Annotated in this window: 16 protein-coding genes and 1 pseudogene; 11 read left to right on the top strand and 6 right to left on the bottom strand. The window is 73.8% G+C overall.

The annotated features are described in order from the left end of the window. Positions 1-27 precede the first annotated feature (27 nt). Both larE and FIP57_RS21015 read left to right on the top strand, forming a co-directional pair. Positions 28-1,482, top strand: coding sequence for an ATP-dependent sacrificial sulfur transferase LarE (gene larE / locus FIP57_RS21020; protein WP_238993650.1), 1,455 nt, complete (start codon positions 28-30; stop codon positions 1,480-1,482). A gap of 107 nt (positions 1,483-1,589) precedes the next feature. Then, positions 1,590-1,973: a cold-shock protein gene (locus tag FIP57_RS21015; protein WP_148575524.1), complete on the top strand. Its 384-nt coding sequence runs from the start codon at positions 1,590-1,592 to the stop codon at positions 1,971-1,973. Here the strand turns inward: FIP57_RS21015 and FIP57_RS21010 are convergent. Next, positions 1,970-3,403 carry an MFS transporter gene (locus FIP57_RS21010; protein WP_148575523.1) on the bottom strand — a complete coding sequence of 478 codons (1,434 nt, stop codon included), beginning with the start codon at positions 3,401-3,403 and terminating at the stop codon, positions 1,970-1,972. The two genes, FIP57_RS21015 and FIP57_RS21010, sit on opposite strands and share 4 nt — an antisense overlap. Before the next feature lie 93 nt (positions 3,404-3,496). On the opposite strand from FIP57_RS21010, the gene FIP57_RS21005 reads away from it, so the two are divergent. After that, entirely contained in the window at positions 3,497-4,264 is a 768-nt protein-coding gene (locus FIP57_RS21005; RefSeq protein ID WP_420846720.1) for a DUF3027 domain-containing protein, read from the top strand. A 16-nt stretch (positions 4,265-4,280) separates the two neighbouring features. Here FIP57_RS21005 and FIP57_RS21000 read toward each other — a convergent pair whose 3' ends face one another. After that, complete coding sequence (locus FIP57_RS21000; protein WP_148575522.1) at positions 4,281-4,658, bottom strand: VOC family protein; 378 nt, start codon at positions 4,656-4,658, stop codon at positions 4,281-4,283. A gap of 102 nt (positions 4,659-4,760) precedes the next feature. Between FIP57_RS21000 and npdG the strand changes: the two genes are divergently transcribed. Further along, positions 4,761-5,441 (top strand): NADPH-dependent F420 reductase, encoded by a 681-nt coding sequence (gene npdG, locus FIP57_RS20995; RefSeq protein ID WP_148575521.1) that lies wholly within the window; start codon positions 4,761-4,763, stop codon positions 5,439-5,441. A 7-nt stretch (positions 5,442-5,448) separates the two neighbouring features. Here the strand turns inward: npdG and FIP57_RS20990 are convergent, their stop codons facing one another. Together FIP57_RS20990 and bfr are read right to left on the bottom strand one after the other, a co-directional pair. Next, a complete protein-coding gene (locus FIP57_RS20990) occupies positions 5,449-5,871 on the bottom strand; it encodes a hypothetical protein (protein WP_148575520.1) in 423 nt (140 codons plus the stop codon). Between the two features lie 160 nt (positions 5,872-6,031). Next, complete coding sequence (gene bfr, locus FIP57_RS20985) at positions 6,032-6,511, bottom strand: bacterioferritin (RefSeq protein ID WP_148575519.1); 480 nt, start codon at positions 6,509-6,511, stop codon at positions 6,032-6,034. 120 nt (positions 6,512-6,631) lie between these two features. On the opposite strand from bfr, the gene FIP57_RS20980 reads away from it, so the two are divergent. The 5 genes from FIP57_RS20980 to FIP57_RS20960 are packed head-to-tail and all read left to right on the top strand — an operon-like array spanning position 6,632 to position 10,448. Further along, complete coding sequence (locus FIP57_RS20980) at positions 6,632-7,411, top strand: enoyl-CoA hydratase/isomerase family protein (RefSeq protein ID WP_148575518.1); 780 nt, start codon at positions 6,632-6,634, stop codon at positions 7,409-7,411. Then, positions 7,404-8,357: a glucosyl-3-phosphoglycerate synthase gene (locus FIP57_RS20975; RefSeq protein WP_148575517.1), complete on the top strand. Its 954-nt coding sequence runs from the start codon at positions 7,404-7,406 to the stop codon at positions 8,355-8,357. The genes FIP57_RS20980 and FIP57_RS20975 overlap by 8 nt, the downstream gene beginning before the upstream one ends. After that, the gene (gene folP / locus FIP57_RS20970) at positions 8,354-9,217 is read left to right on the top strand and encodes a dihydropteroate synthase (RefSeq protein ID WP_238993648.1); all 864 of its coding nucleotides are present in this window, start codon (positions 8,354-8,356) and stop codon (positions 9,215-9,217) included. The genes FIP57_RS20975 and folP overlap by 4 nt, the downstream gene beginning before the upstream one ends. After that, entirely contained in the window at positions 9,214-9,765 is a 552-nt protein-coding gene (locus FIP57_RS20965) for a class III extradiol ring-cleavage dioxygenase family protein (protein WP_148575516.1), read from the top strand. The genes folP and FIP57_RS20965 overlap by 4 nt, the downstream gene beginning before the upstream one ends. Continuing rightward, entirely contained in the window at positions 9,759-10,448 is a 690-nt protein-coding gene (locus FIP57_RS20960) for a dihydrofolate reductase family protein (protein WP_238993647.1), read from the top strand. Before FIP57_RS20965 ends, FIP57_RS20960 begins: the two co-directional genes overlap by 7 nt. On the opposite strand, the gene FIP57_RS20955 is transcribed toward FIP57_RS20960, so the two are convergent. After that, positions 10,445-11,248, bottom strand: a complete 804-nt coding sequence (locus FIP57_RS20955) for a PIG-L deacetylase family protein (RefSeq protein ID WP_148575514.1) — start codon at positions 11,246-11,248, stop codon at positions 10,445-10,447. The two genes, FIP57_RS20960 and FIP57_RS20955, sit on opposite strands and share 4 nt — an antisense overlap. A gap of 80 nt (positions 11,249-11,328) precedes the next feature. Between FIP57_RS20955 and FIP57_RS20950 the strand changes: the two genes are divergently transcribed. Together FIP57_RS20950 and FIP57_RS20945 are read left to right on the top strand one after the other, a co-directional pair. Next, entirely contained in the window at positions 11,329-11,874 is a 546-nt protein-coding gene (locus tag FIP57_RS20950) for a GNAT family N-acetyltransferase (RefSeq protein ID WP_162529909.1), read from the top strand. 54 nt (positions 11,875-11,928) lie between these two features. Then, positions 11,929-12,393, top strand: coding sequence for a CYTH domain-containing protein (locus FIP57_RS20945; RefSeq protein WP_148575512.1), 465 nt, complete (start codon positions 11,929-11,931; stop codon positions 12,391-12,393). A 76-nt stretch (positions 12,394-12,469) separates the two neighbouring features. On the opposite strand, the pseudogene FIP57_RS23425 reads toward FIP57_RS20945, so the two are convergent. After that, a pseudogene (locus tag FIP57_RS23425) lies at positions 12,470-12,930 on the bottom strand (hypothetical protein); the annotation flags it as partial.

Here is a 12,930-nt window from a genome sequence, read left to right as displayed (position 1 = left end):
TGCTCCGCTGCTCCGTAGGATCGGGGCGTGACCACACCGGCTCCCCTGGTCGTCGGCTTCGACCTCGACATGACGCTGATCGACACGCGTCCGGGGTTCGCCGCTTGCCTCGACGCGCTGGCCGCGGAGGCCGGGGTCACCTTCGACACCGGCGCGCTGGTGGAGAGCCTCGGGCCGCCGCTCGACCTGATGCTGCGCCCGTACCTCCCCGACCACTCGGTCGACGAGATCGGCGCGCTGGTCCAGCGGTTCCGGGCGCTCTACCCCGGCACCGCGGTCGGCCCGACGCTGGCGTTCGCCGGCGCCCACGACGCGCTCGCCGCGGTCCGCCGCCACCGCGGCCGCAGCCTGGTGATCACCGGGAAGTACACCCCCAACGCCCGGCTGCACCTCGACGCGCTCGACTTCGACGTCGACGTGCTGGTCGGGGAGGTGTGGGGCCGCGGCAAGGGGCCCGTGCTCGCCGCCCACGGGGCGTCGGTCTACGTCGGTGACCACGTCCACGACGTCGAGGGCGCCCGGGCCGCCGGCATCCTCAGCGTCAGCGTGCTCACCGGCGGCTGCACCGAGGCCGAGCTCCGCGACGCGGGCACCGACGTGGTGCTGGGGTCGCTCGAGGAGTTCCCCGCCTGGCTCGACGGGCACCTGCTCGAGACCCGGCTGGCGGCGCTGGAGGAGCAGCTCCGCGGGCTGGGCTCGGTGCTGGTCGCCTTCAGCGGCGGTGCCGACAGTGCGCTGCTCCTCGCCGCCGCGGTCCGCACCCTCGGCGCCGACAACGTCGCGGCGGCCACCGCGCTCTCCGACTCGCTGCCGCACGCGGAGCGCGACCCGGCCCGCGAGCTCGCCGAGTCGCTCGGGGTCCGCCACCTCACGCCGCGGACCGCCGAGATGCAACGGCCCGGCTACCGCGCCAACGACGGCGACCGCTGCTACCACTGCAAGGCCGAGCTCCTCGACGTGCTGCGCCCGCTGGCCGCCGAGCACGGGTTGGCGCACGTCGCCACCGGCACCAACGCCGACGACCTCGTGGCCGGGTTCCGCCCGGGCATCCGTGCCGCCGCCGAGCGCACCGCGCGGACCCCGCTCGCCGACGCGGGCCTCACCAAGGAGCAGGTGCGCGCGCTTTCGAAGCGGTGGGGGCTGCCGACCTGGGACAAGCCCGCCGCCGCGTGCCTGAGCTCGCGGATCGCCTACGGGCTCGAGGTCACGCCGGCCCGGCTCGGCCGGGTGGAGCGCGCCGAGGAGGCGGTACGCCGGGCGCTGGACGCCGCCGGGCTCCGCAGCCGGGACCTCCGGGTCCGCGACCTCGGCGACCGGGCCTCGGTCGAGCTCGACCCCGCGGTCGTCGCGGAGGCGGCCACCCGGGTCGAGGTGGTCGAGGCGGTCCTCGACGCCGGGTTCGAGGCGGTCGAGATCGACCCCCGAGGCTTCCGATCGGGGTCGATGAACGAGCGGTTGCCGGAGCCCGAACGGTTCCGCTAACCGGTTGGTGGCGCCGGCCACCACCTGTCTAGGCTGGAGGCCGGATCAGGCGATCCGGCGAACACACGGGGTCGCGACGGCGCGGCCATGACTGGCGAGGAGCACCGGTGCCAACGGGCAAGGTGAAGTGGTACGACGTCGAGAAGGGGTTCGGCTTCCTCTCGAAGGACGACGGCGGTGACGTCTACGTCCGCGCCTCGGCGCTGCCCGAGGGTGTCCCTGCCTTGAAGCCCGGCATGCGCGTGGAGTTCGGGGTCGCCCAGGGCCGCAAGGGCGACCAGGCGCTCCAGGTGCGCGTGCTCGACGCTCCGCCGTCGGTCTCCAAGGCGCTGCGCAAGAAGCCCGCCGACATGGTCAACATCGTCGAGGACCTGATCCGGCTCCTCGAGGGGCTCGAGCGTGGCTACCGCGCCGGGCGCCACCCCGACCCGAAGGCGGCCCGGCCCACGGCGAAGCTGCTCCGCGCGCTCGCCGACGAGCTCGAGCTCTAGCCGGCCGTCGGGTCCTGCGTCCCCGCGCGCACCTGCGAGATCACCCAGAGGCTGATCGCGAGCAGCAGGGCGCCGGCGACGCCGAGCCCGACCTGGGGGACCAGCGGCAACGCGATGCCGAGGAAGCCGCCGACCACCCACGAGAGCTGGAGCAGGGTCTCGGAGCGCGCGAAGGCGCTCGACCGGGTCCGGAACGGCACCTCGCTCTGGATCAGCGAGTCGAGGGAGAGCTTGCCGAGTGCCTGGCTCACGCCGGCCACCAGCCCCAGCACCAGCACCGTGGCGAGCCCGTACAAGAGCGCCGCGGTCAGAGCGGCCGCGGTGTCGGCGAGCAGCACGACGACGACGACGAACTGCGGCTTGACGTTGCGCAGCACGTTGCCGAGCCCGATGCCGATCGAGTTCCCGAGCCCGGCGGAGCCGATGACCAGCCCCAGCAGCAGCTCGGGGCGGTCCTCCCAGCCGGGGATCGGCTCCTCCCTCAGCAGGAACGCCATGAAGAGCGTGAGGAACCCCGACAGCAGCCGGAGCCCCGCGTTGCACCGCAGCGCCCGCACGACCAGGGGTGGCACCCGCGCACGCCGCGGACCGCCGGCGAGGCTCGCCTGCTCCTCGCCCGCGCTGTCGTCGACCTTGGCCGGCAGCAGGATCGCCAGCACCGTGCCACCGGCGAACACCAGGAACGCGTAGCGCAGCGACCACTCCGGGCCGGCGAGGGAGGCCAGCAGGGCGAGCGGCGCCGAGACGCCGGCCCCGACGATGCCGGCGAGGGAGATCCGGGAGTTCGCCTTGACCAGCCCGAGCTCCGGGGGAACGACGCGCGGCACGGCGGCGGCCCGCGTGACGCCGTACGCCTTGGACGCGACGAGCACGCCGAGGGTCGCGGCGAACATGCCGATCGACTCGTCGACCACCTGCCCGGCGAGCACCCAGCAGAGGAAGCTGCGGGCGGCCATGGTGAGCCCGATCGCCCAGCGCCGGCCGTGGCTGAACCGGTCGAGCACCGGCCCGATCAGCGGGGCGACGACCGCGAACGGCACCATCGTGATCGCCAGGAACAGCGCGACCTGGCTCCGCGCCTCCGCCGTGCCGACGGAGAAGAACAGGGTGCCGGCGAGGCTGATCGCCACGGCCGCGTCGCCGGCGGCGTTGAAGGCGTGGAGCTCGATGATCCGCGAGAGGCCGCTCTGGCCGGCGCCCTCGGCGTGCGAGGCACGGCGCGCCTGACGGAAGAGGTACGACGCGGCGCGGGCCCCTCCCGCGCCGGTGCGCCGCAGGGTGCGGCCCGTGGCGGCGCCGGCCCGCCGGGCGCGGTGGCCCTCGTCCGACGAGGACGTCGCGGGCGGGTCCTCCTCCGTGGGGGGACCGGAGGTGGAGCCCCGCGCGCTGCCCCACTCCGGGGGCGGCTGCGGCGGCTCCTCCACGTGCATGGCCCCATCCTGCCGAACGGGTCCCCCGAGAAGGCGGGCGGTCCACGGGGCGCGTTGGGATCACAGCGGATTCTTTGGGATGATCGCCCGGTGATCCGTGCGACCAAGCCACCCAAGCTCGACGAGGTGGGCGCCGAGGCGGTCGACGCCGCCCGCGCCGCCCTGCTCGAGCTCGTCCCCGCGGAGGACGTGGGTGAGCACCTCGGCGTGCAGCCCGAGGAGAGCAAGGTGGTCACCCACCTCTTCGAGTGCACCCGCCGCGGCTACCGCGGCTGGCGCTGGTCGGTCACGGTTTCCCGCGCACCGCGACAGAAGACCGTGACCGTCGACGAGGTCGTGCTGCTGCCCGGCGACGACGCCCTGCTGGCGCCCGAGTGGGTGCCGTGGCGGGAGCGGATCCGCCCGGGCGACCTCAGCCCCGGCGACCTCCTCCCGACCGAGGAGGACGACCCGCGCCTCGCCCCGGCGTACACCGCCGCCGACGAGGTCGTCGACGCCGACGCGGTCAAGGAGGTCGCCGACGAGCTCGGTCTCGGCCGGCCGCGCGTGCTCTCCCTCGAGGGGCGCGACCTCGCGGCCGAGCGGTGGTACGACGGCACCCACGGCCCGGACGCCCCGATCGCCCAGTCGGCGCCCGCGCAGTGCGGCACCTGCGGGTTCTTCGTCCGGCTCGCCGGTCCGTTGGGCCGGCTGTTCGGGGCCTGCGCGAACGCCTATGCCAACGACGACGGCCGGGTCGTCTCGATCGACCACGGCTGCGGCGCGCACTCCGAGGTGCAGCTGAGCAAGAAGAACCTCCCGGCCCCGCTGCCGGAGCCGGCCCTCGACACGATCAAGATCGAGGACCTCGAGACGTTCTGAGCCGCGGCCGCCCCGCTCAGCTCCCGTCGCCGGTGTGGCAGACCGCCTCGACGTTGTTGCCGTCGGGGTCGCGCACGAACGCGCCGAAGTAGCGGTCGTGGTACTCCGGCCACAGCCGCGGCGCGTGGAGCTCCTCGGCCCCCATCTCGAGCGCGGCGGCGTGGAAGCGGCGCACGGTGTCGGCGTCCGGCGCGGTGAACGCGACGTGGATCTCGCGGTTCGGCTCGTCGCCCTCCCACGCCGCGATCCAGAAGTCCGGCTTGCCGTCGGAGCCGTAACCGAGGGCGGTGCCGAAGTCCAGGAGCCGCTCGTGGCCGAGGACTCCGAGGACCCGGTCGTAGAAGGCCGCCGACCTCGAGAGGTCGCGGCAGTTGATGCCGAGGTGGTCGATCATGTCGGGCACCCTAACGGCGGGGTGTGACATGCGCCGCACCCTGCGGTGCCCGACCACCCGCACCGTCCAGACTGAGCCCAGCCGATCGAAGGAGACCCACCCGTGACCGAGCCAGCCGAGAACCCGATCACCGGGCGCACCGTCGCCGTCCTCGGAGGCACCGGCCCCCAGGGGAGAGGGCTGGCCCGACGGTGGGCGGCCGCCGGGCTCCGCGTCGTGATCGGCAGCCGGGACGCCGAACGGGCCTCCGCGACCGCCGCCGACCTCGCCGAGGCGACCGGCGGCGACGTCACGGGCGCCGACAACGCCGGCGCCGCCGCGGCGGGCGACGTGGTCGTCGTCGCGGTCCCGTGGGACGGCCACGGCGAGCTGCTGAAGAGCCTCGCCGAGCCGTTGGCGGGGAAGGTCGTCGTCGACTGCGTGAACCCGCTCGGCTTCGACAAGCGCGGCGCCTACGCGCTCCCCGTCGAGGAGGGCTCGGCCAGCGAGCAGGCCGCGGCGCTGCTCTCCGACAGCCGGGTCGTCTGCGCGTTCAACAGCGTGAGCGCGGTCGTGCTCGAGGACCCGGAGGTCGCGTCGGTCGACACCGACGTGCTCGTCCTCGGTGAGGACCGGGAGGCCACCGACCTGGTGCAGGCGCTGGCCGACACGATCCCGGGGGTCCGCGGCCTCTACGGCGGCCGGCTGCGCAACGCCCACCAGATCGAGGCGCTGACCGCGAACCTGATCAGCATCAACCGCCGTTACAAGGCGCACGCCGGGATCCGGATCACCGACGTCTGAGCCGGCGTCAGAGGGTCTGGAACGCCACCCAGACCACCATCAGGACGGTCACGGCGGCGAGCGCCCCGTGCAGGTGGACGACGGTCGAGGGGATCTGCTGCTCGGCGAGCCGCGGCACCCCGTCCACCAGCTCGGGGCCGCCGCCGGACCGGTCCTTCATCCAGCGCAGGAACATCAGCGTCCCGCCACCGAGCACCAGGACCAGGGTCGCCACGCTGAGCCAGGCGGTCACCGCCTCGTCCATCGCCATGTGCACCGCCCACAGCGCCAGCCCGATGGTGGCCAGCGAGCCGTGGCCGAAGACGAGCATCGGCGACAGGTTGCTCTCGACCGCGGCGGACTCGTCCCGCCCGGGACGCAGGGTGATGCCCATCATGTACAGCCCGCCGGTGGCCGTCGCGATCCAGAATCCGAGTGCGGCCAGCTCCATGGGTCCTCCGGGGTGGTCGGTCGGTCGGTGTCTCCTGGCCGACGTACCCCGTCCTCGGGCGGCTAAGCCGCCCGCCTCACTGCCCCGACCTCACTGCGCCGACCTCACTGCGCCGGCCTCACTGCGCCGGCCTCACTGCGCCCGCCTCAGTGCGCCGACCTCACTGCGGCGGGCGCGCCATGCACTGGGTGAGGTACAGCTGCTCGCCGATCTTGTCCATCAGCTCGAGCTGGGTGCGCAGGTAGTCGACGTGGTGCTCCTCGTCGTCGAGGATCTTCTCGAGCAGCACCGCGCTGATGTGGTCCTGCTTCTCCCGGCACATCGCGATGCCCGGGCGGAGCCGGTCGATGACCTCGACCTCGATCGCGAGGTCGGCCTCGAACTGCTCGCGGAGCGTCTGCCCGACGCGGAGCGAGAAGAGCCGCTGGTAGTTCGGCAGCCCGTCGAGGAGCAGGATCCGGTCGGTGAGCGCCTCGGCGTGCTGCATCTCCTCGAACGACTCCTTGCGGGTGTACGCCGCAAGCTCGGTGAGCCCCCAGTTGTCCTGCATCTTCGAGTGCAGGAAGTACTGGTTGATCGCGGTGAGCTCGCTGGTGAGCTGTTCGTTGAGGAGCTTCAGGACGTCAGGATCTCCAGCCATGAGGGCCACTATGTCGCACTCCGCCCGGGTAAGGACACGCTGACCCCGCGCGCGCCGGGGCCGCGCCCGGGGTGCGGTCACCTCGCCGGGCGGCTCCGGCCGTCTGGGAGGCTGTGCCGCATGAGTGACCGCCTTCCGATCGACCTGGAGCTGCGCGACGGCGCCGCCTGGATCACGCTCCCCAACGGGGACCGCGGCAACGCTGTCGACCAGCAGCTCGTCGACGAGCTGCTGGCCGCCGTCGCCCGCGCGCGCCGCGAGCAGGCCCGTGTCGTCGTCCTCCGCGCCACCGGCCGCTTCTTCTGCGTCGGCGGCGACATCCGCTCGTTCGCGGACGCGCCCGACGTGGGGGCGTACGTCGACGACCTCGCCGACTCCCTGCACCGGGTCGTGGCGGAGCTCCAACGGATGCCCGCCGTGGTGGTGTCGGTGGTGCACAGCACCGCGGCCGGGGCGGGCTTCCCACTGGCGGCCGCGGCCGACGTCGTCCTCGCGGGGCGGTCGGCGAAGTTCACCCTCGGCTACTCGAAGATCGGGCTGAGCGTCGACGGCGGCACCAGCCTGCTGGTCCACTCGCTGGGGCTCCACCGGGCGCTCCGGCTCGCGCTGCTCGAAGACGTGCTGACCGCCGAGGAGGCCCAGCAGGCCGGCCTCGTCGCCCGGGTGCACGACGACGAGGCCCTCGCCCCGGAGGCCGAGAAGCTGGTCGAGCGGCTGCTCGCCGGTCCTCCCGAGGCGCTCGCCGCGACCAAGCGGCTGCTCCGCGAGACCGCCGACCCGGCGCCGGAGCGGGCCCTGCAGGCCGAGACCCGGTCGATCCGCGAGCGCTCGGTCAGCGCCGACGGGCGCGAGGGCGTCCGGGCCTTCCTGGACAAGCGGGCGCCGCAGTTCGGTGGCTGACGACGCCGCAGCGCCGGACCACGGGTTCGCCGCCCGCACCCACCACTGGGACGACTGGTCGCTCGCCGACCTGGTCGCGCTGAAGGCGTCGGCCGGCACGACCGTCAGCCTGGTGGTGCCGGCCCGCAACGAGGCGGCCACCGTCGGGGCGGTCGTCTCGCGGGTCCGGGAGGCGCTCATGGACACCACCGAGCTGCTCGACGAGGTGGTGGTGATCGACTCCGACTCGAGCGACGACACCTATGCGGTCGCCGAGTCCGCGGGCGCGACCGTGCACCGCTCGGCCGCGATCCGTCCGGACCTCGGCTCCGTGCCGGGCAAGGGCGAGGCGATGTGGAAGTCGCTCTTCGTCACCTCCGGCGAGCTCCTGGTCTTCATGGATGCCGACCTCGTGGACTGGGACACCCACTTCGTGCCCGGGCTGCTCGGGCCGCTGCTGACCTCGCCGTCGGTCAGGCTCGTGAAGGGGTTCTACGAGCGGCCGATGCTGACCGGAGGGGCCGCCGGCGCCTACGAGGGCGGCCGGGTCACCGAGCTGGTCGCGCGGCCGCTGCTCGCGCTGCTCTTCCCGGCCCTGACCGGGCTCGTCCAGCCGCTGGCGGGCGAGTGGGCGGTCAGGCGCGACCACTTCGCGTCGCTGCCGGTGCCGACGGGGTACGCCGTCGAGCTCGCCGCCCTCGTCGACACCGTGGCCGCGGCCGGCGTCGAGGCGATCGCCCAGGTGGACCTCGGGCGCCGGGCCCACCGCCACCAGGCGCTTCGCGACCTCGGGGCGATGGCGACGCAGATCCTGGCCGCCGCGCACGCCCGCGCGGGGCTGCCGGTGGACGAGCCGGTCGGGCTGACGCAGTACCACCACGACGGCGTGGGGCTCGGTGCGGTCGTCCGGGAGGTGCCGGTGTCGGAGCGGCCGCCCGCGGCGTCGTACCTGGGGAGCGCGGCGTGACCCTCAAGCTGGGCAGGCGGGAGTTCGCCGACGACGCGACGCTGATGATGGCGATCGTCAACCGGACCCCGGACTCGTTCTACGACCGCGGTGCCACGTGGGCCGAGGACAGCGCGATGGAGCGCGTGACCCAGGTGGTCGAGGAGGGCGCCGACCTGGTCGACATCGGCGGGATCAAGGCCGCGCCGGGGGACGAGATCGACGTGGCCGAGGAGCTCCGCCGCGTCGCGGGGTTCGTCGCGCGGGTCCGGGCCGCGCACCCGTCGCTGGTGATCAGCGTGGACACCTGGCGCGCCGAGGTCGGGCGCGCGGTGTGCAGCGAGGGGGCCGACGTGCTCAACGACGCCTGGGGCGGGGCCGACCCCGCGCTGGTCGACGCCGCTGCGGAGCACGACGCGGCGATCGTCTGCACCCACACCGGCGGTGTGACGCCACGGACCAGGCCGTTCCGCATGGAGTACGACGACGTGGTGGCCGCGGCGGTCGCCGACACCACCGCGTACGCCGAGCGGGCGTTGGCCGCCGGGGTCGACCGGCGCAGCATCGTCATCGACCCGGCGCACGACTTCGGCAAGAACACCTTCCACTCGCTCGAGGTGACCCGGCGCCTCGGGGAGCTCGTCGACACCGGCTGGCCGGTGCTGGTGTCGCTGTCCAACAAGGACTTCGTCGGGGAGACGCTCGACCTGCCGGTGGGGGAGCGGCTCACGGGGACACTCGCGGCGACCGCGGTCTGCGCGCTCGCCGGCGCCCGGATCTATCGTGTCCACGAGGTGCGGGAGACGCGCCAGGTGGTCGACATGGTCTGGTCGATCGCCGGCCGACGACCTCCGCAGCGGGCGATCCGGGGGCTCGCGTGATCGTTCTGGTGCCCTCGACAATTGCGCTGCTCCCGGAGTACGCGGGGATCGACGACCCGGTCGCGGAGCTGCGGGCCGCCTGCCTCGACGCGGTGGCGCCGCTCGCGTCCGTGGCGTCGGTGGGCGTGGTGTGCGCGCCCGCCCGGCCGGACAACGTCTCGCGCGGCATCCCCACCCCCGCGGGGCTGCGGGTCGCCCGGCACCTGCTGGCGTCCGTGGGGTTCGAGGGGGCGGTCACCGAGGACGTGACGTCCGCCGATGCGGTGCTCGCCGTCGCGAACGGCTCGGCGACACGGTCGGAGAAGGCACCGGGGCACCTCGACGAGCGCTCGTCCACCTTCGACGAGTCGCTCGAACGGGCGCTCCGTTCCGGCGACACGGAGACACTGGCTGCGGTGGACGCCGAGCTGGCGGTGTCGCTCTGGTGCCACGACGCCGAGGCGTTCCACGCGCTGGCGGCGGTGCTGCCACCTGGCACACCGGGCGAGGTCTCCTACGCAGGCGACCCCTACGGCGTGCAGTACTGGGTGGTGACCTGGCGGTGGTGAGGCTGCTCCTCGACGAGCTCGGCGGCCGACCGGCGGGGCAGGTCGAGCCGGCGGAGCTGGCCGACCTCTACGCGCCGCCGCGGCTCCCGTGGCTGCGGGCCAACATGGTCTCCACGCTCGACGGCGCCGCGACCGGCCCCGACGGGCGGAGCGGGTCGATCAACAACAACGTCGACAAGGCGGTGTTCGACACGTTGCGGCGGCGTGCGGACGCGGTGGTGGTCGGCGCGGGCACCGCACGTGCGGAGGGGTACGGCGAAGCCGGGTGCCCGCTGGTCGTCGTCAGCCGTCGTGGCGAGCTCCCGCCGGGGCTGCGGTCGGCGACATCCGGCCGCGTGCTGCTGGCGACCTGCGCCGCCGGTCGGGACGCGGCGCTGGGCTCCCTGGCCGACGAGCACGTGGTGGTCGAGGGGGACGACGAGGTCGACCTCGCGGCCGTGGTGCGGTCGCTCGGTGAGCGCGGGTTCCGCGAGCTGCTCACCGAGGGAGGACCGAGGCTGCTCACCGACCTGCTCGCGGCCGGTCTGGTCGACGAGCTCTGCCTGACCACGACCCCCCGGTTGCTGGCGGACGACCTGCCGCGGATCACGAACGGGCCCGCGCTCGACGTACGGCTGCGGGCGGGGGTGCTCCTCGAGGAGGACGGCACCCTGCTCGGCCGCTGGCTGGTCGACCGGGGCTAACCGCCGGCGCCCTCCTGGTCCGCGGTGGCCGCCGCGGCGAGCTGCATCGCCTCGAGCGCGATCGGCGGTGGAGCGTGGAAGTCGAAGGCACGGAACAGCACGGCGTGGGGCACCCCCATCCGGCGCCCCTGCAGCGCGGTGATGCCGGTGATCATCAGCCGCGGCGGAGGGTGGCCGGGGACGCCGGCGAGGTACTCGCGGTGCGCCTCGAGCGATGCGATGCCGCGCTGCAACGGCTCGCCGGTCACCTCGACGCCGTGGGTCGGCCGGTCGTCGCCGGCCACCAGCAGCCACCGGGGCGACCACGGCTCGAGCCCCTCGTCGGTGAGCTCGGTGAACACCCAGCGGTTGCCGGCGTCACGCACGGCGTCGACGGCGGCGAGCCCCGCGACGCGGTGGTCGGCCTGGTTGAGCCCGGCCACGAACTCGACCTCCCAGCTGCCGACGACCACCGCGTCGGGGCGACGCTTCCGGATCGCGCGGGCGATGTCGCGCCGCAGGTCGAGGGAGTAGACGAGGACGCCGTCCGGGTGGTGCAGGAACTCGACCTCCGAGACCCCCACGGCGTTCGAGCCGGCGACCTGCTCCTGCATCCGCAGCCCCGCCGTCTCGTCCGGCGCGAGGCCGTCCATCCCGGCCTCGCCGCGGGTCAGCAGGAGGTAGGAGACTTCGATGCCGCGGGCGGTCCAGGCGGCGACGGCCGAGGAGGTGCCGTACTCCACGTCGTCGGGGTGGGCGACCACGCACAGCACCCGCTCGAAGGCGTCGTCGGGGAAGGGTGGCACCGCTTCCTGGCTCATCGTCCGACGGTAGGACGGCGAGCGCCCGGCGTGAAGGGCCGGGAGTCCGGACCTGTCATCGCTTCGTAGGCTTCCGTCCCGTGGGTGAGGCTGACGGCGACGTGCCGGCGTACGAGGTGCGGCTGGCGCGGATCGGCGAGGAGGACGCGATCTGCGCCGTGTGCCGCGAGGGGTTCGCCGCCTCGTCCGAGGGGTTGTTGTCGCCGGCGACGATCGGACGCCAGTCGGCGCTGTACTACGAGCCGGCGCGCGTGCGCCGCGAGATCGCCACCGCCGGGGACAGGCGCGAGTGGCAGGGGTACGTCGTCGCGGTCACCGCGTCCGGCCAGGTCGTCGGTGCCGCCGGGGGAGGGATGGCCGGTCCGACGGTCGGCCTGGTGCTCGTGCTCTACCTCGACCTGGCGCTGCGCGGACGCGGGATCGGCAGCGCGTTGCTCGACTTCGTCACCACGCAGCAGCGCGAGACCGGCGCGACGGAGCAGTGGGTCACCGTGACCGAGGGAAACGAGCTGGGGTTGCCGTTCTACCGTGCTCGCGGGTTCGTGGCGCGCGAACGGTTCCCGCACTTCGTCGCCGACGACGGGACCGTCGAGGCGCACGCCCTCCGGATGAGCCGCCCCTTGTGACGTCGTGGCTCCTGGGCGAGCGCAAGCGTTCCTGGGTGGGCGTAGCCTCGCCCGGTGCCGGTCGCGTTGAAGTACGCCGTCGTGGAGCGTGAACGTCGCTACCTGGTCGCGAGGCTGCCCGAGGGCGTGACCGGCACCCGGGAGATCGTCGACCGGTACGTGGACGGCACCCGGCTGCGGCTGCGGGAGGTCCGCGAGAGCGACGGCACGGTCGTCCGCAAGCTGACCCACAAGGTACGGCTCTCCTCGGGGCCTGGGGAGGTCGCGTGCACCAACCTGTACCTGGACGAGCAGGAGTGGGCCCTGCTGGCGGCCCTTCCCGGCCGGACGTTGCGGAAGAAGCGGCACGTCGTGGTCGCTGACGGGTGGACCGTTGCTGTCGACGAGCACGAAGACGGGACGCTGGTCGCGGAGATCGACGACGGCGACGCGCCGTCCGACCGGCTCCCGCCCTGGCTCGACGTGGTCAAGAACGTGAGCGACGACGAGGCGTGGACCGGCGCGGGGCTGGCACGCTGACGCTGTTGCGGGCATGCCGGTGGCCCGCACTGCCTGTCTGCAGTGCGGGGCTCGGCTCGGGTCGGTGCCCGTCGCGCTAGTCGGGCTGGTCGGCGCCTGGGGCTGGCCCTGGTGAGGGCAGGTCGGGGATGCGTTGGGTGCCGGTGTGGTCGACGGTGTATCGCTTGCCCAGGGGTGAGGTCCAGGTGAGTGACCGGTCGGGTTCTCGCCGGTACGCCCAGGCCGTATGTGTCTTCACTCGGTGGTGGTACCTGCAGAGCTTCCCGAGGTTCTGGCTGTTCGTCTGCCCGGGCGGCCCGCCGTCCGCGGGATCTGCATATTCGGTGATGTGGTCGAGGTCGTACCTGCCCTGGCTGCCGCACCAGGGGAACACGCAGACGGTGTCGAGGTGGTCGATCTGGGCCCTGAGTCGGGGTGGGGCTTCGTGAGCGTCGACGCTGATCCGTTCGGCGAGGTCGACCACCGGCGTCACGGTGACCTGCGCTCCGGGGGCGAGCTCGGCCAGCCACTGCTGCACCGCGGCGGTGGGCCGAGGGC

Source organism: Nocardioides caldifontis (assembly GCF_008087345.1).
Classification (GTDB): Bacteria; Actinomycetota; Actinomycetes; order Propionibacteriales; family Nocardioidaceae; genus Marmoricola_A; species Marmoricola_A caldifontis.
The sequence above is the reverse complement of the archived record's forward strand: the minus strand, read 5'-3'. Positions and strand labels throughout refer to the sequence as shown.